Source organism: Pseudomonas sp. BF-B-15, assembly GCF_019946675.1.
GTDB lineage: Bacteria > Pseudomonadota > Gammaproteobacteria > Pseudomonadales > Pseudomonadaceae > Aquipseudomonas > Aquipseudomonas migulae.
Genome location: NZ_JAGYFZ010000020.1, coordinates 1 through 22,947, shown reverse-complemented (window position 1 = coordinate 22,947; position 22,947 = coordinate 1). Strand labels below are relative to the sequence as shown.

The 22,947-nt window shown below is 61.6% G+C and carries 18 protein-coding genes and 1 pseudogene; 3 read left to right on the top strand and 16 right to left on the bottom strand.

All coding sequences use genetic code 11. The features are described 5' to 3' along the window. Nucleotides 1-5 precede the first annotated feature (5 nt). From KGA97_RS09105 to KGA97_RS09090, 4 genes are all read right to left on the bottom strand, one after another. The gene (locus tag KGA97_RS09105; protein WP_223434937.1) at nt 6-602 is read right to left on the bottom strand and encodes a hypothetical protein; all 597 of its coding nucleotides are present in this window, start codon (nt 600-602) and stop codon (nt 6-8) included. Beyond that, nucleotides 599-1,165 (bottom strand): RNA polymerase sigma factor, encoded by a 567-nt coding sequence (locus KGA97_RS09100; protein WP_008034657.1) that lies wholly within the window; start codon nt 1,163-1,165, stop codon nt 599-601. The genes KGA97_RS09105 and KGA97_RS09100 overlap by 4 nt, the downstream gene beginning before the upstream one ends. A gap of 1 nt (nt 1,166) precedes the next feature. Further along, nucleotides 1,167-2,852 (bottom strand): vWA domain-containing protein, encoded by a 1,686-nt coding sequence (locus KGA97_RS09095; protein WP_223480634.1) that lies wholly within the window; start codon nt 2,850-2,852, stop codon nt 1,167-1,169. 87 nt (nt 2,853-2,939) lie between these two features. Further along, nucleotides 2,940-3,500, bottom strand: a complete 561-nt coding sequence (locus KGA97_RS09090) for a YbhB/YbcL family Raf kinase inhibitor-like protein (protein WP_223480633.1) — start codon at nt 3,498-3,500, stop codon at nt 2,940-2,942. 139 nt (nt 3,501-3,639) lie between these two features. Here KGA97_RS09090 and KGA97_RS09085 point away from each other — a divergent pair, with 139 nt between their 5' ends. Further along, nucleotides 3,640-5,166, top strand: coding sequence for an apoptosis inducing factor family protein (locus KGA97_RS09085; RefSeq protein WP_223480632.1), 1,527 nt, complete (start codon nt 3,640-3,642; stop codon nt 5,164-5,166). Between the two features lie 3 nt (nt 5,167-5,169). On the opposite strand, the gene KGA97_RS09080 is transcribed toward KGA97_RS09085, so the two are convergent. The 9 genes from KGA97_RS09080 to KGA97_RS09040 all read right to left on the bottom strand — a co-directional run bounded on the left by KGA97_RS09080 (nt 5,170) and on the right by KGA97_RS09040 (nt 13,706). After that, nucleotides 5,170-6,675, bottom strand: coding sequence for a YdgA family protein (locus KGA97_RS09080; protein ID WP_223480631.1), 1,506 nt, complete (start codon nt 6,673-6,675; stop codon nt 5,170-5,172). Between the two features lie 307 nt (nt 6,676-6,982). After that, the gene (locus tag KGA97_RS09075) at nt 6,983-7,618 is read right to left on the bottom strand and encodes a hypothetical protein (protein WP_008034678.1); all 636 of its coding nucleotides are present in this window, start codon (nt 7,616-7,618) and stop codon (nt 6,983-6,985) included. Nucleotides 7,619-7,700: 82 nt separating this feature from the next. Further along, nucleotides 7,701-9,149: an efflux transporter outer membrane subunit gene (locus KGA97_RS09070; protein ID WP_223480630.1), complete on the bottom strand. Its 1,449-nt coding sequence runs from the start codon at nt 9,147-9,149 to the stop codon at nt 7,701-7,703. Continuing rightward, complete coding sequence (locus KGA97_RS09065) at nt 9,146-10,033, bottom strand: HlyD family secretion protein (protein WP_223480629.1); 888 nt, start codon at nt 10,031-10,033, stop codon at nt 9,146-9,148. The genes KGA97_RS09070 and KGA97_RS09065 overlap by 4 nt, the downstream gene beginning before the upstream one ends. Next, nucleotides 10,030-10,239, bottom strand: coding sequence for a DUF1656 domain-containing protein (locus tag KGA97_RS09060; RefSeq protein WP_008034684.1), 210 nt, complete (start codon nt 10,237-10,239; stop codon nt 10,030-10,032). Before KGA97_RS09060 ends, KGA97_RS09065 begins: the two co-directional genes overlap by 4 nt. Beyond that, nucleotides 10,236-12,308: an FUSC family protein gene (locus KGA97_RS09055; protein ID WP_223480628.1), complete on the bottom strand. Its 2,073-nt coding sequence runs from the start codon at nt 12,306-12,308 to the stop codon at nt 10,236-10,238. Before KGA97_RS09055 ends, KGA97_RS09060 begins: the two co-directional genes overlap by 4 nt. Further along, on the bottom strand, nt 12,305-12,733 hold the full coding sequence (locus KGA97_RS09050; protein WP_008034693.1) for a MarR family winged helix-turn-helix transcriptional regulator: 429 nt from the start codon (nt 12,731-12,733) through the stop codon (nt 12,305-12,307). The genes KGA97_RS09055 and KGA97_RS09050 overlap by 4 nt, the downstream gene beginning before the upstream one ends. Before the next feature lie 126 nt (nt 12,734-12,859). Next, nucleotides 12,860-13,105, bottom strand: coding sequence for a DUF2789 domain-containing protein (locus tag KGA97_RS09045; protein ID WP_223480627.1), 246 nt, complete (start codon nt 13,103-13,105; stop codon nt 12,860-12,862). A gap of 139 nt (nt 13,106-13,244) precedes the next feature. Beyond that, nucleotides 13,245-13,706 carry an aminoacyl-tRNA deacylase gene (locus KGA97_RS09040; RefSeq protein ID WP_008039666.1) on the bottom strand — a complete coding sequence of 154 codons (462 nt, stop codon included), beginning with the start codon at nt 13,704-13,706 and terminating at the stop codon, nt 13,245-13,247. A 274-nt stretch (nt 13,707-13,980) separates the two neighbouring features. On the opposite strand from KGA97_RS09040, the gene KGA97_RS09035 reads away from it, so the two are divergent. Then, complete coding sequence (locus tag KGA97_RS09035; protein ID WP_223480626.1) at nt 13,981-14,511, top strand: NfeD family protein; 531 nt, start codon at nt 13,981-13,983, stop codon at nt 14,509-14,511. Nucleotides 14,512-14,513: 2 nt separating this feature from the next. Then, complete coding sequence (locus tag KGA97_RS09030; RefSeq protein WP_008034707.1) at nt 14,514-15,269, top strand: slipin family protein; 756 nt, start codon at nt 14,514-14,516, stop codon at nt 15,267-15,269. Between the two features lie 4 nt (nt 15,270-15,273). On the opposite strand, the gene cysC is transcribed toward KGA97_RS09030, so the two are convergent. The 3 genes and pseudogenes from cysC to KGA97_RS09015 all read right to left on the bottom strand — a co-directional run. Continuing rightward, nucleotides 15,274-15,879, bottom strand: coding sequence for an adenylyl-sulfate kinase (gene cysC / locus KGA97_RS09025; RefSeq protein ID WP_223480625.1), 606 nt, complete (start codon nt 15,877-15,879; stop codon nt 15,274-15,276). After that, on the bottom strand, nt 15,863-17,377 hold the full coding sequence (locus tag KGA97_RS09020) for a TolC family protein (protein WP_008034717.1): 1,515 nt from the start codon (nt 17,375-17,377) through the stop codon (nt 15,863-15,865). Before KGA97_RS09020 ends, cysC begins: the two co-directional genes overlap by 17 nt. Before the next feature lie 38 nt (nt 17,378-17,415). Continuing rightward, nucleotides 17,416-22,947, bottom strand: a pseudogene (locus tag KGA97_RS09015) (beta strand repeat-containing protein); the annotation flags it as partial.

The window sequence follows — 22,947 nt, the reverse complement described above, 5'->3', positions numbered from 1 at the left end:
ACTTCTCAGTTTTTCTTCAATTCCTTAAGCCGGGCCGCGAGATTTTCCTTGGGAAAGCGTTTGTGTAATGTCGCCAACAATTCATCCGCCTCACGTGCCTGACCGGCGTTCTGCAGGCGAACCACTTCAAGCAACTGCTCATCCAGGGTTTTCACCGGCGCGGCGGCGCGTTTGCTGACTTTTGCTTCCTCGGCCATTTCGACACTGATCGATTCGCTCTGCGCGGGGGCGGCAAAATCGGCCATCGGCGCGGCTGGGGCAGCCAACGAGCGCGCAACTGACGACGGTGCTTGCGCTGCCTCTTTTTTGGCAACCGGGGCAGATGCTTTGGGGGCGAAGTCGTAACTCGGTACTTGCTCCGGTGTGCGTTGCACCAGCGCCAGCATCAGCGCGACACCGACAAGGCTGGCAAATGCGACCTGCCAACGAGGTTTCTGGCAAGCCTGAACCCAGCGCTGCCACAGACTCGGTTTCGGCGCTGGGACTTCACGCTGTGCGGCAGTCAGGATGAACGCATCAAGATGGCTCGGCGGTTCGGCGGTCGAATGCTCACGGAAATGCTGAAGCATTTCATCGTCTGGTGTTTTGCGGGCGTCAGTCATGTCAGTACCTCCTCGGCCAGCAGCCGACGCAGTTTTTGCTGGGCGTAGCGCAAGCGGCTTTTGACGGTTTCCAGCGGTGTTTCGGTGAGGGTGGCGATCTGCGGCAGGTCGAGATCGCCATGGGCGCGCAGCAGGAACACTTCGCGCTGGTCGGTGGGCAAGGTTTGCAGGGCAGATTCAAGGCGCTGGTTGTCGCGGCTCAGGCTCAGCAGTTGTTCGGGATCGGCGGCGTCATCGGCCAGGGCGTGGGTTTGTTCGTCATAGCTGTCGTGCAAGGGGTTGTGGATTCCGTGTTTGCGCCAGTGATCGATCAGGCGATTGCGGGCGATCTGGTAAAGCCAGGTACGAAAATTCGCCCGGCCTTGTGGCTGACTGGTGCTGCGGATCAGGCTCAGCCAGGTTTCCTGGTAGACCTCCTCGGCGAGTTCGGATTTGCCGCTGAGGCCTAGCAGGAAACGATAAAGACCTTGCCGGTGACGGGCGTACAGAATCTCGAACGCCGGCCCGTCGCCTTTTCGGTAACGGGCCAGCAGTGATTCGTCGCTCGGTTCAAGAGCAGACATGTCAGTTGTAGCCTCCTTTAACCGGTTCGCTGTTGGATGCAGTGGTGGTTCGCAGGCTTTGCGCCAGTTCCACCAATTGCACGAACTCAGAACGCAGACCGAATGGATCATCACCCCGCGCACCGCGAGCCAACGCCTGCGTGTCCTTCAGGCTGAAATCACCCGTATAACGCCCGTCCTTGAGCTGCTGGGAAAACGCCGCCACGGCCGCCGCAAATCTAAGGTCGTCACTGGCCTTGCCTTCCGAACCAGCGGCAATCGGCCGTTCGATCAAGCGACTGTTCCCACCTTCCGGCAGCTGATAACGCACACGCAGCATCGCCAATTCTCCAGACTTTGCCGAAGTGGCTGACTCAGCGCTGCCATACCGCAATGGTTCCAACCAGCCCTTCTCACCCTTCGGAACAATTTCGTACAACGCCGTGACCGTATGCCCTGCACCGATTTCACCGGCGTCGACCTTGTCGTTGCTGAAATCCTCACGCTTCAACGCGCGATTCTCATAGCCGAGCAACCGATACTCGCTGACCTGCGCCGGGTTGAACTCCACTTGCAGTTTCACGTTCTTCGCCACCACCGCGAGGGTCGAACCGAGCTGATCCACCAGCACTTTGCGCGCCTCGCGCAGGTTGTCGATGTACGCATAGTTGCCATCGCCGGCATCGGCCAGTTGTTCCATCAGGTGTTCATTGTAGTTATCCACACCAAAACCCAGGGTGGTCAGGGAAACGCCGGTCTTGCGTTTATCCACAGCCATTTGCTTGAGGCTGTCGAAGTCGCTGATGCCGACGTTGAAGTCGCCGTCGGTGGCCAGCAGGATGCGGTTGATGCCTTTGGGGATAAACGCTTGCTGCGCCATTTGATAGGCCAGCTCGATGCCCGACGCCCCGGCGGTGGAACCGCCCGCCGTCAATTGATCGATGGCTGTGCGAATTTTCGCTTTTTCCCGTCCGGAAGTTGGCTCCAGCACCACACGCGAATCGCCGGCGTAGACCACCAGCGACACCCGGTCCTGCGCGCGCAATTGATCGACCAGCAATTTCAGCGTGCTTTTGACCAGCGGCAGCCCCTCGCGACGGTCCATCGAGCCGGACACGTCCACCAGAAACACCAGATTCGCCGGGGCCAGTTCAGCCACCGCACGGTCCGATGCCTTGATGCCAATGCGCAGCAAGCGGGTGTGCGGGTTCCACGGCGACGGCGCCAGTTCGGTGGTCACACCAAACGGCGAGCCATCGGTGGGCAACGCGTAGTCGTAGGGGAAGTAATTGACCATCTCCTCCAGGCGCACCGCACCTTCTGGTGGCAGTCGGCCTTGATTGAGCAGGCGGCGGACATTGGCATAAGCGCCGGTGTCGACGTCGGCGCTAAAGGTCGAAACCGGCGCCTCGGCGACGCTGTGAATCGGGTTATCCGCCAGCGCCTGATACTGCTCGCGCTGCTCATCCTGATAACCCGGCGGCGCAGATTCTGGCGCGAAACTTGCCATCGGTGCCGGACTCATGCCGCGTTTGGCCAGGGTCGCATCGGCCATGATCGCCTCACTGCGCACCAGCTCATGTTGTGCAGGAGACGCAACTGAAGGGGATTCAGGCTTGGACGAAACACCGCAACCGGCAACGGCCAGCAGCAACCCGACGGTGAAACCCTGGGCGGCCGGGCGGAGGAAATGCAGAGGGAGGGACATGGGGGCTGACCTCAGGAGGAAATTGATCCATTCATCCTCTGAGACGGGCAGCCTCACTGGTTCGGGTTAAACCCGCTGAAAAAAACTTCAGCGGTGATAACGCCGCACCACGCTGCTGTTTTTCAGCACATGACCTTTGATTTTTTCCAGCAGTTGCGCGCGGGTCAGACCGGCCGGCAACGCGTCTGGAGCAAGGTCCAGGGCGTAGAGCTGGATGATGTAGTGGTGGGAACTGTCGCCGACCGGCGGGCAAGGACCGATGTAGCCGATGGTGCCTTTGCTGTTGCTGCCGCCCACGCCTTCAAACGCAGACTTGGCGCCAACACCGGCCGGAATCAGGCGGGTCGCGGATTTGATGCCGTAATGAATCCAGTGGTCGGAACCCAACCCTTTCTGACCGTCCGGGTCGTGCATGACGATGGCGTAACTCTGGGTGCCCGCAGGGCCAGCGGTCCAGCTCAGGGCCGGGGACTGGTTCTTGCCGCCACAACCGGCCGCATCGCTGGCCGCCGCCGAAGTGAACAGACGGTTGTCGGTGACACCGGGAATGCTGACGGTGAAGCGTTCTGCGGCCTGCGCCGGAAACTGCACGCAAAGGGCGACGGCAACGGCCGCCAGCCAAGGGTTCAGAGAGGTCAATCGGGTCATACCGGAGCACCTTGTGCGGGTGGGGCCGTGGTCGGCGTGCAAACTATAGCCGGACCGTTCGCGCGGTGGCAGTGGGAATTGGCTGAACCTCGGGATAAGCGCCAAACTCATAAGTGAAACGCTTGCCTGGAGAACGATCATGGCACTGCACCGCGTCGCCCGTTTTGCCGATGTGTCCGAGAACCGAGGCCTGGAAGTCCGGATTGGCGACACCAAGATCGTCTTGCTGCGGGCCGGCGCCCAATTGCGCGCCTATCAGGGTGAATGCCCGCACGCCGGGGCGCCGCTGGCCGAAGGTGCGCTGTGTCACGGGCGTCTGATTTGCCCGTGGCACAAGGCAGCGTATCGGATCGAGGACGGTGCGCTGTGTGAACCGCCGTCGCTGGACAGCCTCAAGCGCTATCCCCTGGAGGTGCGCGACGACGAAGTCTGGGTCGACGATCAGCCGCTGGACGATGCTCACACCCCGCCGGCCGATGACGAACGTACGTTTGTGATCATCGGTGCCGGCGCCGCTGGCACGGCGGGTGCGGCGGCGCTGCGCGAAAAGGGTTTCGGTGGCCGTGTGCTGCTGATCGACCGCGAGCCTGACGCCGGTTACGACCGTACGGTGTTGAGCAAATTCGTGATCGCCGGGGAAATGCCGCTGGAAGAAGTCCCGCCACTGCGCGATGAAAACTTCTATCGCGAGCAACGCATCGATCGCATAAACGGTGAAGTGGCGAGCCTGGATGCACAAAACCGGACGGTGCAGCTCAAGGACGGCCAGACATTGACCTATGACGCCGCGCTGATCGCCACGGGCGGCACACCGAACGCTCTCGACATTCCCGGCGCCGACCTGCCTCAGGTGTTCTTGCTGCGCTCGAAAGACCAGGCCCAACGGATTCTGAGCGCCGCCAAACCCGGCCAGCGGGCAGTGATCATCGGCGACAGTTTTATCGCGATGGAATCCGCTGCGGCGCTACGCGAATACGGCCTGGACGTCACCGTCCTGGCCCGCCACGCGGTGCCCTTCGCCAAACAGTTCGGCGAAACGGTCGGCAAGGCGATTCTTGCCCACCACGTGGCCCACGGCGTGGTGTTTCATACGGAGGGCGAAGCCGCGCAGATCGAAGGCACGAACAAGGTCGAAGCGGTGCGCCTGGATAACGGTCAGCGCTTTCCGGCGGATTTGGTATTGGTCGGCATTGGCGTCAGCCCGGCCACCGGGCCGTTCAAGGATTTGCCCACGGAAAAGGATCAGTCACTGAAGGTCGACGGCGGGATGCGCGTGACCGAAGGGCTTTGGGCGGCTGGCGATATCGCCACCTTCCCGCTCAATGGCCAACCGCAACGAATCGAGCATTGGCGCCTGGCGCAACAGCAGGCGAGGATCGCAGCGATGAACATGCTGGGCGGTGATGAGCATTACCTGAATGTGCCGTACTTCTGGACCTGGCACTTCGGCAAGAACTACGACTACCTCGGTCACGCCGAAGCCTGGGACGAAGTCGAGTTCGAGGGTGATCCGTACCATCCACCCTTTATCGGCCTGTTCGGCAAGAATGGTGTGGTAACCGCCGCCATCGCCTGCGATGAAGAGCGGGCGATGGCAATGCTGGCCGAACAGATGAAGCAGCCGCTGCCGGTTGACGAGGCATGGAGGCTGATTCGGGACGTCTAGGCGTTACTGAACAACGCCCGCACCACCGAGTTTGCTCATCACAAAGCCGATAAACTCTTCGAGGGTCATTTTCTGGCCGTTGAACTCCACCTGGTTGTTGGCGTAGTGCAGTTTGCTGACGATGTTAGTGCCGTCCAGCCTGGCGAACTGCGTACCGACCGCCATGGCGCCGAACATGTCGGCGGTGGCCGTGGCTTGATCGGCAACGACCTTCACGTCGGCCTGGCCATCGATCTGGCTCTGGACGCTGAGCAAATCAACCAGCATCGGTTTGGACACCTGGATATTGACGTCCAGCAGGGCAATCAACTGTTTGGTCAGTTGATCCGGCGTCAGGTCCAAAGATTGTGGCTTGGTCAGGTCGAGCACCAGGTTGGCGCGACTTTCACCGTTGGCGGTGGTGAACGACAGGTTTTCCAGAGCCACTTGCGGGCCGGCTGCCAGCAGTTTCTCCAGACCGGTTTTCACCTGAGCCTCTTCTTCCGGGGTCAAGACCAGTTCGGGGGCAGGTTCGCCAGCTGCAACCGCTTCGGCGGCGGCCTTCTCGTACGGTTGCAGTTTGGTCTGGTAGATCTGCATCAACGACATCGTGGATGGAATGTCGAGGTTCTTCAGGCTCATGGCCATCTGTGCGGAGCCGACCGTCTTGCCGTTCAGGGACACTTCACCGATCTTGTAATCGGCACGCCCGGAAGCGCTGGTGCCCGACTCTTCGGTCTGGTTCTTCATTTCAAATTTCTTGATGCCCAACACCGACTGTTGCGCGCCGAACGTGGTTTTGCTGTCGCTGAGTTCGACGGTGTTCTCGCCGGTGTAAAAGCCGTAGGTACTTTTGACGAGATTGCTGGCCAGGGTCAGGCCGCTCAATTCGACTTTCACCGGTGTCTGGTCTTCAGCCACGGTGGTCAGTGTGAGGTTGTCCATGTAGCCGTTGGCTTTGACTTTCTGCGCCTGGGCGTTGGCGGCGACCTCGAGGTTCAGGCCGGAAAATTTCAGGTGGGACTTGTCGTCCAGCGCGACATCCAGCGGCAGCAGTTCGAGGGTGCCGTTGGTGGCGTTGTCATAGCCGATGTTGACCACGCCGGTGAGCGGCGATTTGTCCTTGGCAGCGGCGAACCACTTCTCGGTGACCGGGGTTTTTTCCAGTTCGTAGTGACTGGTGGCCATGACCGGCAGCAATTTCAGCGACATCAGGCGCGAGAGCGGCAGCGGACCGTGTTCGATGCGGTCGGTGAAAAGCAGTTCGACCGGTGCTTCGCCGAACATCTCGCCCTGGCCCTTGAGGCGGTATTGCGCGGTGCTGCTGAATACGTGGCGTTCAAGCGATACCAGTTCCAGCGACGCGGTGCCGTTGGAACCGACCAGCGCGGCTTGCAGCTCTTTGTTGGCGTCGGCGATCGAGGTGTTCAGCACCCCTTCGAGTTTGGTGCCGGTGAACCAGGCACCGCCGGCGCTGATTGCACCGATGGCCACGACGATTCCAAGAAGCACGCCTGCTGATTTATTCATGAATGACCCGTTCAATGTCCGTTGTTTGAGTGTGGTCGTCTTCCCTGAACCCATTTCGGGTTGCGGTCACGACTGCGTGAAAAGTGCGAAGGAGATTAGCATCAGGCGTACCGGGCGGCCCAATGTTTAAAGGTTAAAGAGTGTCTATGGACCGCGCGGAGGGTTTGAGGGTTTCGGCGGAAATGAAATCGCCTTCGCGGGCAAGCCTCGCTCCTACAAGGTTTGCGTCGTTTACACATATCGTGCTCGACGCAAACCTGTAGGAGCGAGGCTTGCCCGCGAAGGCGTCAGAACTGACGAAACTGATTCAGGAATACTGCACTTCCATCTCATCCAGCTGATGATCAAAGCTTTTCAGCCGCGCCGTCCACGTATAAACCAGCACTTCAAAATCCCGATTGATCACCGCCCCGCCCGTCACGTCCGCGCGTGGGTCGCAGAAATCCAGCTGATAGCGTTCGCGTGCCATGGCGGCGGCGACATCGGAGAGTTCACGGGCGTTATTCAACCAGTGCCAGTCGTCCTCGGACACTTGTTTGTCGAGGGCCAGGCATTGCTTCTTCAAGGTTTCGAGGCTTTTTTCCAGCGGTGTGCCGGTGAGTTCGCCCATGACTTCCTGGAACGTGCGCCCCGGTTGCCAGTAACTGCCCCAGAAGTAACGATCGAACACCGTTTCGACCCGGCGCAAAGCGACCTTGGTGTCCCAGATCAGCACCAGGGTCTTGCCTTGTTCGAGTTGTCTTTTTTTGATGCGCTGCCCCTGGAACGAAGCCCAGGCCACCACCACGATCGCCATCACTGCGATCAGCGCCGCAGCGCTATCGAGAAACACCAGCGCCTTGTCGATCTGGTGGGCCAGCATGATGCCGTAGAAATAGGTGGCCGACAGCAATACCAACGCCGCAATAGCGCACCAGAAGCCGGGAGCATAAGGGTTTTTCATTGTTGGAATCCCCATGACCAACGCGAGCCTTGATTGATGAGTTCGACGCGCGACCTCATCAAGTCAAAGCATAGCAACGGCCTCAGGGTTTGCCGGTATTCGAGCCTTGCGTTCGTCCGCTTTCCCAGCCGCCGCCCAGCGCCAGGAACAGATCGATCTGGCTCAACGCAACCTGAGTGTTGGCGGCGGCCAGTTGTGCCGTGACGTCGGTGTAGGTGCGGGTCGCTTGCAGGTCGGCCAGGAACGACTCGCGGCCGGCCTGGAAGAAACGGTGCGTCTGGTCGGCGGCCAGTTTCGCCGATTGTTCGGCGTCCGCCAGGGCTTCTCGACGCTGCAGCAACGCCGAGTACTGCGCCAGGCTGGTCTGGGTTTCACGTATGGCGTTGAGAACGACACCATCAAAGTGCGCCAGCGTCGCCTGGGTCACGGCTTCAGCTTCGCGGATTCGCGCCCGGGCTCCGTTGGTCGGCACGCTCCAGCTCAGCGACGGGCCGAAGCCCCAGCGATTGGTGGAAGGCTCGCCGAGGTTTTCCAGAATGCCGACGGTGCCGATGGTCGCGCCGATGCGGATGTCCGGGTACAGCTCACCGGTGGCGACGCCGATACCGGCCGTCGCAGCGGCCAGCCGACGCTCAGCCTGGCGGATATCGGGGCGACGCTTGAGCAGTGAGGCACCATCGCCCACCGGCACCAATTGCGCGATTTTCGGCAGCTGCGCGCAACTGGAGGTGCCGGCCGGCAATTGATCGACCGGTTTGGCCAGCAGCATCGACAGACGGAACAGCCCGGCTTGACGCGCAGCCTCGTAGCGCGGCATCTCGGCGCGCAGGGACTTGAATTGGGTTTGCGAACGGGTGACCTGGGTTTCATCGCCTCGACCGGCGTCGCGCAGGCGCTGGATCAGTGTGGTGCTCTGCGATTGCAGGTCGAGGGAGTGCTGGGCAATTTCCCGTTCTTCGTTGGCCGCACACACTTGGGTGTAGGCCCGCACCACATCGGCCACCAACGTGATACGTGCGGTATCGGCGGCGGCCTGGGTCGCATCGGCATTGGCCTTGGCCGCTTCGATGCCGCGCTTGAGCGTGCCGAACAGATCGAACTGGTATGAAGCGCTGATGCCGATATCACCGATGTTGGCCACCGGCACTTTCTCAGGCAACAGGAACGCTTCGCCGGACTCCTGCAAACGCTCGGCGCCCATTTTTATGCCACCGCTCCAGCCTCCGGCGGCCTCGGCTTCATCGACCTGCGCGCGAGCCCGCAGCAGGCTGGCGGCCGCCACACGCAGATCGGTATTGGACGCCAACGCTTGCTGGACCAGTTGATTAAGCCGAGGGTCCTGATACAGCCGCCACCAATCGGCGGGCACCGGCGCCGAGACCACCGGTTTGCCGTCCACGGCCAGTTCACCCTGAAAATCTTCGCGGTGAACGGCGGCCTCTTCCGGCAGTTGATAATCCGGCCCGACCGTCTGGCACGCCGACAGCAGCAAACTCAATCCGGCAATCGCCAAACCCGAGGCCCTGCTCATTTGGCCGGCTCCTGCTGCTGGTCGCCGATGATCGACACCGTCGCGGTGCGCCCGGCAATCATGCGGAAATCCGCCGGCACGTCATCGAAGGCGATCCGCACCGGAATACGCTGCGCCAGCCGCACCCAGCTGAACGCCGGGTTGACGTTCGGCAGCAGGTTGCTGCCGCTGCTGCGGTCACGGTCTTCGATGCCGGCGACGATGCTTTCCACATGGCCGCGCAGGCGAGCGCGGTCGCCGATCACGCGAATGTCGACTGACTGGCCGACATGAATGCCGTCGAGTTTGGTTTCTTCGAAATAGCCGTCGATGTGAAAGGAATTGCTGTCCACCACCGACAACACCGGGCGCCCGGCGGTGACGAATTCCTGCGTACGCGGCGCACGGTCGTTGACGTAGCCATCCACCGGGCTGCGGATGGTCGAGCGGTCGAGGTTGAGCTGGGCGCTGTCCACCGCCACTTGCGCTTCCATCAGCGCCACTTCGGCGCGGGCGACTCGTGATTGGCTCTCTTCCAGTTGCTCGCCCGGCACCAGATTGCCGAGGCCACGGTTACGCTTGGCTTCGCGTTGCGCTTGCGCCAGGGTTTCCTGACGGTCGGCGACTGCTGCTTTGGCTTGGCGCAAGGCGAGTTTGAAACGGTCCTGATCGATGCTGAACAGCACCTGGCCGCGTTTCACCAACTGGTTGTCGCGCACGTCCACTTGCTGAATCAGCCCGGACACGTCCGGGGCGATCTGCACGATGTCAGCGCGAATGTGCCCGTCGCGGGTCCACGGCGCGAACATGTAATACATCACCATGCGCCAGACCACAACAACGGCGAAGGTCACGATCAGCAGGGTCAGGACCACGCGACCAAGGGTCAGAAAAGGTTTTTTCATGTCATCAGGTATCGACTGAGTGAGTCCACGGCGCCGAGCAGCAAAGCGTAGAGAGCCACGTTGAACAATGCCCGGTGCCAGACCAGACGGTAAAAGTGCAGGCGCGTCAGCAACCCGTGCACCAGCAGGTAAATCACATAGGTAATACCCATCAGCACCAGCAGCGTGGGCAGGAACACCCCGCTGATATCCAGATCACCGATCATAAAGGCGCTCCATCGATGCCATGGGGAAGCGGTTCTTCGAGGTCGCCGGTGCCGAGGAATTCCACACCGGGCAGCAAGGCCAGACGCAAGCCGCTCAAGGCGTGCAGCAGGTGCAGGCGGGCGCCGTCATCGCATTCGCGGTTCAGGGCGCGGCGCGCGCGGTCCATGGTCATCAACAACGCACTGGGCGCCGGCAAACGTTCGCCAGCCTTGAGGCAGGCTTTGAAATACTCGCCGACCTCGGCCACCACTTGGTGCAGCAATGCCTGCGGTACGCCGAACACTCGCGGCGTGTAGGCCAGCAAGTCGAGCAAGTTCAAGGCCACGCGCACTTCGCGCAACGCGATGCCGGTGTCCTGGCCGGTCATGGCCAGGCGCGGCAAATGCTGCATCAAACGGTCAAGCACCTGCACACCCAAGCGGCGATGCTCGGCCAGGGAGGCCGGTTCGGTGAGGCTGACGATGTCGCGCCAACTGAAACGGGTCAGGCGCTTGGCCGCCAGTTCTGCGCCGAACGGCCGGGCGATCAGGGTCCAGACAAACGCGAACAGCAAACCGACCGGGCCGGCCAGGTTGGAATTGGCGAAGCTGAGGAAATCCGCGTCGTAAGCGCCCTGGATACTGATGAAGGACGAGGTGTTGACCAGCGTCAGCAGCATGCCCAGGTAAAACTGCGGCTTGACCGTCAGGGTGCCGATGCAAATGAACGGCACGGCGAACGCCAGCACCAGCATCGGGAAATCATGCAGGTTAGGCAGCACCAGGAACAGGTAAAGACTGGCGAACAGCACCGACATCGCCGTCCAGAAAAAGAACCGGTAAATCTGCGGCGCCGGGTCGTCCATCGACGCGAAAAAGCTGCACGCCACCGCCGCCAGAATCACCGCGCTGCCGCCGTCGGTCCAGCCGAGCAGAATCCACAACACCGAGGCGACAATGATCGCGGTGACCGTGGACGCCGCCGAATAAAACATCAGCCCACGGTCGAGAAACGGCGACAGGCGACCGAGGCGCCAATGCCGGTACACCGCGCGCCAACTGTCCTGGCTTTCGCACTGTATGGCGTATTGCAGGCTGCGGCAGTCCTGCCACAAATCGACCCATTCGCCGAGACGGTACAGCGCGTTGGAGAACAGCAATTGCTTGCGATCATCCAGCGCTTCGGCAGTGGGTTGCAGTGCTTCGAGTTGATCTTTCAGCGCTTGCCAGCGAGCGAGGTCGGCGTCTTTGTGGTCAAGCCATTCGGTGGCGGCGGCCAGTAATGGCGCGAACTTATCCACAAGCTCCGGCGTGCGCCGCTCAAGGGCGTAAAGCGCGTCATCGAGCGCGTCGATCACCGGCAGCAGATGAATCATTCGGCCGCGCAGTTCCTTGGTATTGCGCACGGTTTGCGGGCGCGCGCCTTCGTGCGGCAACTGGCCGATCATCAATTCCAGGGTGTTGAAGGTCGCGACCATCGACGAGCGCAGCGCGCTGACTTCGTCCGGCTGCACGTTGCGGCTGAGGAATCGCAGGCTGTAGGTCGAGGCATCGGCAAACCATTTGTTCACCGAATCGTTGAACACCGGTGCCAGCCGCCGCGGCCAGAACATCGCGCCGACCACCGCCGCGACGGCGATGCCGAGGAAGATCTCTTCAGTCCGCGCTTCAGCGACATCCCACACCGCCAACGGGTTATCCACCACCGGCAAGGCGATCAGCGGCAGGGTATAACCGGCAAGCATCAACGCGTAACTGTTGGCGGTACGCAGGTGCAGCGACAGGAACAGCAGAATCCCGGTCCACAGCGCGATAACAATCACCAGCACATAGGGGCTCTGAACAAACATCGGCACGAAAAAAACTGCCGCCGCCGCACCCAGAAACGTACCGACCGCGCGGTACAACGCCTTGGAACTGGTGGGGCCGACAAACGGACTGGAAACGATGTAGACCGTGGCCATCGCCCAATACGGACGCGGCATTTGCATGAGCATGGCGATGTATAGCGCGATCATCGACGCCGCGAAAGTGCGCACGCCGTAGAACCAGTCCCGCGCCGGGGGAACGCCGGTAAAAAATCCGCTCAAGGGTTCACCACCGACGGAGCGTTGGCCGCCTCAAACGCTTTCAATACCCGCAACGCGGCCTCCAGATCACTCGGGGCGATGCCTTCCAGCACTTCATTACGCAAGCGCACCAACTCGATTTCGACGGCCTGCACCAATTCCCGACCGGTGTCGGTCAGGCTCAGGCATTTGGCGCGACGGTCATGGGCATCTTCGGTGCGACGAACGTAGCCGGCATGACACAACTGATCGAGCAGCCGCACCAGCGAAGGGCTCTCCATCCCGGCTGCCTGCGCCACCGTCACCTGCCGCACACCCTCGCCCAACCGCCCGATCATCAACAACGGAACGGCGCAGGCTTCGGAGATTCCATAGTTGACCAGCGTGGTCTGGCAGATCTTCCGCCAATGCCGGGCGGCCACCACCATGGAGCTGCTGATGTTCATCTGGAGAGCGTCGAGTTTTTTTGGCACGAGCGGAAAGACACACTGTTAGTTTGCTAACTATCAATATGTCATTTGAGGGGAAAGTTGGTCAAGTTTTGAAACAATTTTTAGGAAGATGATCGGTTTTTAGCCGCCTCGCCCTTTCCTCAGCAACACATCCAGTTGATCCACCACCTCCGCCCAATCCGCGTCATCCAGAATGTCGTCGCGCAAAAACTGCGCTTGGCTCGGGCTCCAGAAAAAGGCGTCGGCCAAATGCAGTTCAGGCTTGAGCGGTGAATGGGTGGCGATGAATTTATCGATGCTTTCGGCGTCATCGGGCAGGCCGAGTTGTTTGAACAGTGAAGGGAGGGTGTGGGTTGGGGATTCCATGTCGGGCTCCTGGGTATTGGCTGATGATGGGTGACTGCTGCGCAGTCAATCGCGGGCAAGCCTCGCTCCTACAATGGACTGCGTAATCCTGTAGGAGCGAGGCTTGCCCGCGAAGGCGATGTCACTGTCGCCGCAAAACTCAACTACTCAACTCCCGCACCTCGGCATGCGGCACCATTTTCAGGAACTCCGGCACGCTCATGTGCAGCAGGTTGTTGTGGTTGCCTGCCTCCAGATAGATGTCGTTCTGCCGGGTCAGCAAGGGGTCGATGACCATGTCCAGGCCATAGGACTCACCCAACGCCGGCACCGCGCCGCGTTCGCAGTCTTCGAACAGATGCGCCAGGGTGCTTTCCCGGGTGATCTGCCACTCGCCGCTGCTGCGCACTTTGCTCAGGTCCAGGTGACGACTCGCCGGCAGCACGGCCATCAGGAAATGACCGTGGTGGTCGTCGAGGATCACCGACTTGGCCACCCGTTCGGCAGGAATGCCCGCGACCCGCGCCGTTTCAAGGCTGCTGGCCGAGTGTGGGTGGGTAACGATGTCAAATTCGCAGTGCGCCTTTTCCAGGCTGCGCTGCATGGTTCTTGCCATACGCATGATGCACCTCGGTGTCCGCAACAACGTTCACGGACAATGAATAAACCTGTTCTCACCATTGAAAAGTCTAGGCCCGCTGGCGTCTTCGCGTGGGAAATCTGCCCGCCGGAACACCGTCGACAACTGTACAAAATTCGTACAACCCTCAGCTCGACTAGACTGTATTTAGCGATGGGCGCCAGCGGGAACGCGGACTGAACGGATGGGTGAGGCGCTCTCAGGTTCATCGTCGGAACGCCGCCCGGAACAGGCTCGCTCCTATAAGGAGGGTCAAGTGAACATTCGTTGCTGTGCAGTCGCATTACTGCTGGCCCTGAGCGGGTCGGCGTTCGCGACGGACACAATCGTGCTGATTCCCAACCCCATCGGAATCTGGCTGATCACATTCGGCATCGCGTTCCTGATCGCCGAAGCCGCCTTGCCCAATTACGGCGTGATCGGGTTGGGCGGGATTGTGATGTTCGTCATCGGCGCGGTGATCCTGAGCAACACCGAAGTGCCTGTGCCATTGATGATCGGCCTGGGGCTGATCAGCGCGTTGTTGTTGATCTTCCTGGTGATCCACGCCCTGAAAACCCGACCGCGCCAAATCGTCAGTGGCGATGCCGGACTGGTGGGCAGCGTGGCCCCGGTGATGTCGTTGCAGCCCGGCAATGCCTGCAACGGCTGGGTGCATCTGCAAGGCGAAAAGTGGCAAGTACTCAGCGCCACGCCACTGCAACCCGGGCAACAGGTCCGGGTGGTGGCACGCAAGGGATTAGTGCTGAAAGTGGCCGCGGCTGACGCGGCGCCGGATGGAGAATAACCATGGGCCTGCAACTGGGTTTTGCCGCGCTGCTGCTGTTGGTGATTGCACTGGCGGGATCGACTTTTCGCATCCTGCGCGAATACGAGCGCGGGGTGGTGTTCCAGCTCGGTCGTTTCTGGCAAGTCAAAGGCCCCGGCCTGATCCTGTTGATTCCGGTGGTCCAGCAAATGGTCCGCGTCGACTTGCGTACCGTGGTGCTCGACGTGCCACCTCAAGACGTGATCACCCGCGACAACGTTTCGGTCAAGGTCAATGCAGTGCTGTACTTCCGCGTGCTCGACCCGCAGAAGGCGATCATCCAGGTCGAAGATTTCCTGATGGCCACCAGTCAACTGGCCCAGACCACCTTGCGCGCGGTGCTCGGTAAACACGAACTCGATGAACTGCTGGCCGAGCGCGAACGGCTGAACATCGACATCCAGCAAGTGCTCGATGCGCAGACCGACGCCTGGGGCATCAAGGTCGCCAACGTCGAAATCAAGCACGTAGACCTCAACGAATCGATGGTCCGCGCCATCGCCAAGCAGGCCGAAGCCGAGCGGGAACGTCGGGCCAAGGTCATCCACGCCGAAGGCGAATTGCAAGCCTCGGAAAAACTCATGCAGGCCGCCGAAATGCTTGGCCGTCAGCCGGGCGCCATGCAATTGCGGTACATGCAGACCCTGAGTTCGATAGCCGGGGACAAGAGTTCGACCATCGTTTTCCCGCTGCCCATCGAGCTGCTCAAAGGCATGGCGGATTTGTCGAAACCTTGAACAATCAGCCTTTGGGCAACACGGCGCACTCGCCGAGCCAGGTCAGTAAACGGTCGAGACAGGCTTCGACCGACTGCGCCCCGGTGTCGAGTACCAGCGCAGCGGACGGGGGCGGTTCATAAGGCGCGGAAACCCCGGTAAACCCGGCCAAATCACCGCGACGTGCGCGGGCGTAATGACCTTTGGGGTCACGCCGCTCGCACACCGCCAGTGATGCGTTGCACCAGACTTCGCGGTAATCCTCGCCCAGACGCGTGGCAAATAACTCACGTAACTCCAGCAACGGCGCGATCATCGCCAGAATCACGATGTGCCCGTTCTCCACCAGCAATGCCGCCACTTCGCTGGCACGGCGAATATTTTCCTGGCGATCGCTGTCAGCAAAACCCAGATCACGATTGAGCCCGACCCGCAGCCCATCGCCGTCGAGCACGACGCTCTGCACGCCGCGTTCGAACAATTCGGCGTGCAGCGCCTGGGCCAGGGTCGACTTCCCCGCTGCCGGCAAACCGGTCAGCAAAATCACCGTGCCGCGATGGCCGTTGCGGGCTTCACGTTGTGCCCGGCTGATGCTCGCCGTCGGCGCCTGCAGGTTATTGAGTCTGGACATGCGTCACCGGCACCGTGATGTCGCCCGCCGCCCACGCTGATTCGCGATTGGCCAACGCGGTGGCGATGGACTGGACTTCGGTGGACTGCACCTGGTCCGGCAGCGGATCGAGCCCCGCGCTGGCAAAAATCTGCCCGTACGCGTTGCGCAGATCGGCGTACGACAGGTCGCGGCGCAGATCGGCCTGCAAGGTGTTCAACTCGCCCTGAATCAAGTCCAGTTCGCCCAGCCCCGCCGCCTGATAGCGATTGCGCAGTTGGCCGACAATCTGCCCGTCAATGTCCGACAGTTGCTGATTGGTCTTGAATTGCCGCAGCGCCTCGCGGTAGTTGGCGTTGGCCACATAGAGCTGCGCCAGCACCGCAATCGACATGGCCTGACGGCGCGCCGTGGCCACTTCTTCACCGGCCTTGGCGACGTTGATCGCCGCCGGTGCCGAGATCACGTTGAACAGGTTCCAGGTCACCTTCACGCCGTAGTCGGCCCAACCCTGCTCCACCAGGAAGGAGTTGCTGTCGTAATGCCCGCCAGCGGAGAACTCCAGCCCCGGCAGCAGACGCAGCATGGCTTTGCGGGTTTCGGCGGCGCTGATGCGGCTCTGGTAATCCTGCTCACGCAGTTCCGGGCGGCTGGTCAGGGCTTCCTGCTCCAGGCTGGCGAGGTCGACCTTGAGTTCCGGGATGACGTAGTCGTCCTGGGTCGCCAGGGTCAGTTCGGTACCCAGCGGCAGATTGATCAGGGTCGCCAGTTCGGTTTTCGCCAGCGACAGGGCGCGGCGCTGTTCTTCGAGTTGGCGCGTGGCTTCGATCAGCGAGCGTTGATATCCCAACGCCTGGATCGGATCGCCGATGCGCTGCTGGCTCATGCTCTGGCTGTTGCCGCGCGCGGTCTCGACCCGGGACATGAGGCTGTCGATCTGCTTGAGCAAGCGCTCGGCGGCCATGGCTCGCCAATAGGCCGAGCGCACGTCCTGAACGATGGTGTTGATCACTTTGCGCCGGCGTTCCTGAACGATCAGCCGCTGGTCGCCCTGTTGCTTGGCGCTGATGTAACTGACGCCGAAATCGAGCACGTTCCAGACCATGGTCAGGTCTGCCACTTCACGATCGCGGTCCTGTGAAGTCGACGGTTCCAACGACTGGGTGCCGGTCCGCACGCTCTGGCTGCTGGAGGCGCTGACGTTGTTGCGGCCGACATAACCAGCGTCCAGCGCCATGCGCGGCAACATGTCGAAACTGGCGAGGTCGAGTTGGCGCTTGGCCAAGGCCTCTTCCATGATCTTGAGCCGGCCTTCGAGGTTGTACTTCACCGCGCGGGCCATGGCCTGATGCAGGGTCAGCGGACCGCTGAGCGGTTCCTGACCCTTGTACATGCTTTGCAGATCGCTTCGGGCGCGCTGTTCGCTGACGCTGCGTTCGATCGGTTCACTTTTGACGGCACATCCACTGATCGCCAACGCGAGCAGACTGGCGACAAACAACTGCTGACTTCTCTTCATCCTTGACTGCCCCTGGGTGACGCACTGCTTTAAGTATTTCAGGCCTGCATTTCGCTGATGCCGGCCTGTTTCAAAGCAGCGGCCAGGTCGTTGACCTGCCGTTGCTCGGTGTCTTTGAGCTGTTGCAATTGCTGGACGAGGCTCGGCGCGCCAAACACGCCGCGCAGCCCCTGTGAAACATCACCGGCCTTGATCGAATGGTTGCCAAAGGAACTCAGCGAGTCTCGCTCGTTACCGGACTCCTGATTAAACAGACTCGACAACGTGCTGGTGCTGAAAACCCCGCCATCGCCACCACCGAAACCAAGGAAGCCGTGGCCTGCACCTTCACCGCCGCTGTCGCTGCTGCTGAACACCTGCGCGATGAAACTCTGCGCCAGCGCGCCGTTGTTCATGAAGATGTCGCCCAACGGCCGAATGCCATTGCCGATCACCCGGTCCTCGAACAACGGGGCAAACGTCAGCGGCGAGCCGAGATCACCAGAGGGCGGGGCGAAGATGATTGGTTGCAGTGGCACGTTCGGTTGATCGGTCACGGTCACCGGGTCGCTGCTGAGGAACTCCGGATCCGGGGTCACCTGCACCGTAGCCGATGTCGGTGCCGGTGTCGGCGCCACGACGCCTATCGCGTAGTTGTTGGAGACCGACACCGTGGCCCCCGCGTTACCCGCCAGGTCGGTGACATTGCTTGTGTCGAGGGCGATGAAGTTGCTCGGGTCACTGACATTGGCAGTTGGCGTGAAGGTCGCGGTCCAGGTCTTGCCGCCGTCGCTGCTGCTCAGGTTGGACAAGTCGCCGTTGGTCACGCTCAGGTCCGACAGGTCGAAATCACTCACGGCCTCGCTGAAGGTAAACGTCACCACCGTGCTCTGGCCGGCAGCCATGCTCGGGTTGGCGACCACGATGCTCACCGTTGGCCGGGTTACGTCCAGGGCATAGTTGTTGGAAATAGCGATGCTCGCGCCGGCATTCCCCGCGAGGTCCTGCAAGGTGCCGGTGTCGAGCACGATCAGGTTGGTCGCATCGTTGATGCCGGCGGTCGGCGTCAGGGTCGCGGTCCAGGTGATACCGCCGTCGCTGCTGGTCAGGTTCGACAGCACAGCGTTGGCCACGCTGATGTCCGACAGATCGAATCCACTCACCGCTTCACTGAAGGTGATGGTCACCGTGGTGGTTTCGCCAATGCCCAGGCGGTTGTCGGCAACCACGATGGTGGCGGTCGGCAGCGCGGTGTCGATGGCGAAATTGTTGGAGTCGGTGGTGCCCACGCCGCTGTTGCCCGAGGCGTTGGCCACGCCGGTGTTGTCGAGGGTAATCAGGTTGCTGGTGTCGGTGATGCTCGACGTCGGGGTGAACGTTGCCGTCCAGGTGACGCCGCCATCGCCCGAAGACACGTTGCTGAGCGTGCCATTCGCAATCGTCAGGTCGGCGTTGGAGAAACCGCTCACCGCTTCGCTGAAGGTGATGGTCACCGTAGCGGTTTCACCCGCCTTCAGCGCCGTGTCGGAGACCACAATAGTGGCTGTCGGCAGCACAGTGTCGATCGTGAAGTTCGCCGAGTTGGTGGTTCCGCTGCCCGTGTTACCGGCGATGTCGGTCACCCCGGTGTTGTTCAGGGTGATGAGGTTGCTGGTGTCCTTGATGCCAACCGTCGGTGTGAACGTGGCGGTCCAGGTGATGCCGCCATCGCTGCTGCTCACCGCGCTCAACGTACCGTTGGGGATGCTCAGGTCACTGTTGTCGAAACCGTTCACGGCTTCGCTGAACGTGATAGTCACCAGCGTGGTTTCGCCCGCGCTGAGGGTGCTGTCGGCGACCACAATGGTCGCGGTGGGCCGGGCTGTGTCGATGGTGTAGTTGTTGGAATCGGTGGTGCCTGAGCCCGAGTTGCCGGCCAGGTCCGCGATCCCCGTGTTGTTCAGCGTGATCAGGTTGGTCGCATCGTTGATGCTCGCGCTCGGCGTGAAAGTGGCCGTCCAGGTGATGCCGCCGTCGCTGCTGCTGACCGCGCTCAAGGTGCCGTTGGCAATCGTCAGGTCGGCGTTGGTGAAGCCAGTGACCGCCTCGCTGAAGGTGATCGTCACCAGCGAGGTTTGACCCACCGCCAGCGAGGGGTCAGTCACAATGATCGTCGCCGTCGGGCGCACGGTGTCGATGGCGTAGTTGTTGGAGTCGGTGCTGCCGATGCCGGTGTTGCCCGAGCCGTTTTGTACACCGCTGTTGTCCAGCGTGATCAGGTTGGTGCTGTCGGTGATGGCGCTGGTCGGGGTGAAGGTCGCCGTCCAAGTGATGCCGCCATCGCTGCTGCTCACCGCCGTCAAGGTGCCGTTGGCGATGGTCAGGTCGGCGTTGCTGAAACCGGTCACGGCCTCGGAGAACGTGATGGTCACCAGGGACGTTTCGCCGATTTTCAGCGCGTTGTCGGCAATGATAATGGTGGCCGTCGGAATCACGGTATCAATCGTGTAGTTATCGGAGTTGGTGGTGCCGCTGCCTGTGTTGCCGGAGAGGTCGGCCACACCGGTATTGTTCAGGGTGATGACGTTGGTCGCATCGTTCACACCCACTGTTGGCGTGAAGGTCGCGGTCCAGGTGATGCCGCCGTCGCTGCTGCTCACCGCGCTCAAGGTGCCGTTGGCGATGCTCAGGTCGGCGTTGGTGAAACCGCTGACCGCCTCGCTGAAGGTGATGGTCACCAGCGACGTCTCGCCGGCGGTCAGGGTTGGGTCGGCCACGACGATGGTCGCGGTAGGCCGGACTGTGTCGATGGCGTAATTATTGGAATCGGTGGTGCCGCTGCCGGCGTTGCCCGACAGGTCGCTGATGCCGGTGTTGTCCAGGCTGATCAGGTTGGTCGTGTCGTTGATGCTGGCGCTCGGCGTGAAGGTCGCCGTCCAGGTGATGCCGCCATCGCTGCTGCTGACCGCGCTCAAGGTGCCGTTGGCAATCGTCAGGTCCGCGTTGGTGAAACCGTGACCGCCTCGCTGAAGGTGATCGTCACCAGCGAGGTTTCGCCGATCCTCAGCGCAGTGTCCGCCACGACGACGGTTGCTGTCGGACGCACGGTGTCGATGGCGTAGTTGTTCGAATTGCTGGTGCCGATGCCCACGTTGCCGCTGCTGCCCCCCTGCACGCCGCTATTGTCCAGGATGATCAGGTTGGTCGCATCGGTGATGCTGGCGGATGGCGTGAAGGTCGCCGTCCAGGTAATGCCGCCGTCGCTGCTGCTCACTGCGCTCAAGGTGCCGTTGGCAATCGTCAGGTCGGCGTTGCTGAAACCGGTCACGGCCTCGGAGAACGTGATGGTCACCAGCGAGGTTTCGCCGATTCTCAGTGCGGTGTCGGCGACGACAATGGTGGCTGTCGGTGCCACGGTATCAATCGTGTAGTTACCGGAGTTGGTAGTCCCGCTGCCTGTGTTGCCGGAGAGGTCGGCCACACCGGTATTGTTCAGGGTGATGACGTTGGTCGCATCGTTCACGCCTACCGTTGGCGTGAAGGTCGCGGTCCAGGTGATGCCGCCGTCGCTGCTGCTCACCGCGCTCAGGGTGCCGTTGGCGATGCTCAGGTCCGCATTGGTGAAACCGCTGACCGCTTCGCTGAAGGTGATGGTCACCAGCGAGGTTTCGCCGGCGGTCAGTGAAGTATCGGCCAGTACAATCGTGGCGGTCGGACGCACGGTGTCGATGGCGTAATTATTGGAATCGGTCGTGCCGCTGCCGGCATTGCCCGCCAGGTCGCTGATGCCGGTGTTGTCCAGGGTGATCAGGTTGGTGGTGTCGTTGATGCTGGCGCTCGGCGTGAAGGTCGCAGTCCAGGTGATGCCGCCATCGCTGCTGCTGACGGCGCTCAAGGTGCCGTTGGCAATCGTCAGGTCCGCGTTGGTCAAACCACTGACCGCTTCACTGAAGGTGATGGTCACCAGCGAGGTTTCACCGATCCTCAGCGCAGTGTCCGCCACGACGATGGTTGCCGTTGGCCGCACGGTATCGATGGCGTAGTTGTTGGAGTCGGTGGTGCCGCTGCCCGCGTTGCCCGACAGGTCGCTGACACCCGTGTTGTCCAGGGTGATCAGGTTGGTGCTGTCGGTGATAGCGCTGGTCGGGGTGAAGGTCGCCGTCCAGGTGATGCCGCCGTCGCTGCTGCTCACTGCCGTCAGCGTACCGTTGGCGATGGTCAGGTCGGCGTTGCTGAAACCGCTGACCGCCTCGGCGAAGGTGATGGTCACCAGCGAGGTTTCACCGATTTTCAGCGCATTGTCGGCCACCACGATGGTCGCGGTCGGACGCACGGTATCAATGGCGTAATTGTTGGAATCGGTGGTGCCGCTGCCGGCGTTGCCCGACAGGTCGCTGATGCCGGTGTTGTTCAGGACGATCAGGTTGGTCGTGTCATTGATGCTGGCGGTCGGTGTGAAGGTCGCGGTCCAGGTGATGCCGCCATCGCTGCTGCTCACCGCCGTCAATGTGCCGTTGGCGATGGTCAGGTCGGCGTTGGTGAAACCGCTGACCGCTTCGCTGAAGGTGAACGTCACCAGCGAGGTTTCGCCGATGCTCAGCGCCGTGTCGGCCACGACGATGGTCGCGGTCGGACGCACGGTATCAATGGCGTAGTTGTTCGAGTCGGTGGTGCCGCTGCCGGCGTTGCCCGCCAGGTCGCTGACACCGGTGTTGTCCAGGGTGATCAGGTTGGTCGAGTCAGTAATGCTGGCCGTCGGTGTGAACGTGGCCGTCCAGGTGATGCCGCCATCGCTGCTGCTCACCGCCGTCAAGGTGCCGTTCGCAATCGTCAGGTCGGCATTGGTTAAACCGGTTACGGCCTCGTTGAAGGTGATGGTCACCAGCGAGGTTTCGCCGGCTTTGAGCGCCGTGTCGGCAAACACGATACCCGCAGTCGGGCGAGCGGTATCGACGACGTAGTTATTGGAATTGGTGGTGCCGACGCCAGCAGTGCCCAGGCCGTTGATCACCCCGGTATTGTCGAGGGTGATGACGTTGGTCGTGTCGGAAATACTGGCGGTTGGCGTGAACGTTGCCGTCCAGGTGATACCGCCGTCGCTGCTGCTCACTGCGCTCAAGGTGCCGTTGGCGATGGTCAGGTCCGCGTTAGTGAAACCGGTCACCGCTTCGGAGAAGGTGATGGTCACCAGGCTCGTTTCGCCGATGCTCAACGTGCTATCGGCGACCACAATGGTTGCGGTCGGCGGCGGTGCATAGGCGGTGTTGAGTATCCCGCCGTCGTTGTAGATTGCCGCCACGGCGGTCGGCGAGGTGCCAATTGTCCCCCCGCCCTGCGCAGTACCACCGGCACCGCTGCCCGCGGCATTACCGGCCAGGGCCGCGAAGTTGGCGGCGGTGATCAGCAATGTGCCCTTGTTCCAGATCGCACCGACGCCCCGGCCGCCGATGCCGCCGTTGGAGGCGTTGCTGCCCTGGCCACCGCCACCGCCGCCGCCACCACCGGCACCGATGTTGTTGGTAATGTTCGACGTGCCGATGATGGTGATAACGCCGGAGCTTGCGTTGTAGATCCCGCCCGCCGCGTTGCCGCCGGCGCCACCGACCTTGTCC